The organism is Promicromonospora kroppenstedtii DSM 19349 (genome assembly GCF_000515355.1).
GTDB classification, from domain to species: domain Bacteria; phylum Actinomycetota; class Actinomycetes; order Actinomycetales; family Cellulomonadaceae; genus Promicromonospora; species Promicromonospora kroppenstedtii.
In genome coordinates this window covers 1606-2390 of record NZ_KI911699.1, presented here as the reverse complement: position 1 = coordinate 2390, position 785 = coordinate 1606, and the positions used below count along the sequence as shown (strand labels likewise).

Genomic DNA, 785 nt, shown 5'->3' with positions numbered 1-785 from the left:
TTGGAGGAGCCGGTCCCGGCCGGCCCGCCGCCGGCCGCGCCGGCGAGCTGATGCGGCGGGCCGCGGCCAGAGGGGACACTGTGTCGATGTCAGCCCGCCAGCCCACCAGCCACGACGTCGCGCGCGCCGCCGGGGTGTCGCAGTCGACTGTCTCCTATGCCCTGTCCGGCAAGGGCACGATCGCGCCCCGCACCCGTGAGCACGTGCTGGCCGTCGCCGCGTCGATGGGCTACCGGCCCAACCTCGCGGCACGGTCGATGCGCACCCAGCGCTCGGGCCGGCTGGCCGTCGTCACCGGGGTGACCGTCGACAACCGGCTGCGGATGCTCACCGGCGCGGCCGAGGTCGCGGCCGAGGCGGGCTACGCCGTGGACACCCACAGCGTGGACGGTACCGCCGAGGCCCGCACCGAGCGTGTCGTCGACCTGGCCCGGGGCGGCCAGGTCGAGGGGGTGCTGACGTTCCTCCCGGTCGTCCCCGAGGCGCTCCACCTCGACGCCGACGCCGCGCCCGTCGTGGCCGAGCCCGCCCTCGACGAGCAGCTGCGCACCACCGGCGAGCTCGCCGACGCCGGACTGCTCGGCACCGTCATCTCGGCCCTCGTCGAGGCGGGCCACCGGCGGTTCCTGCACGTGGCGGGACCCGAGCGCTTCGCGTCGGCGCGCTCGCGCCGCGACGTCTACCTCGCCGAGGTCGAGCGGCACGGTGTCGAGTCGCTCGGGGTGGTGGGCGGCGTCTGGTCGCCGGAGGCCGGCCGCGAGGCCGTGCTCGCCCTGCCCGGCGAC

General features: G+C 76.9%; 1 protein-coding gene. It reads left to right on the top strand.

Features of this window, described 5'->3' with window-relative positions; translation table 11 throughout:
* Positions 1–86 precede the first annotated feature (86 nt).
* Positions 87–785, top strand: a 699-nt coding sequence (locus tag PROKR_RS36970; protein ID WP_036965452.1) for a LacI family DNA-binding transcriptional regulator, incomplete at its 3' end; no start/stop codon positions are given.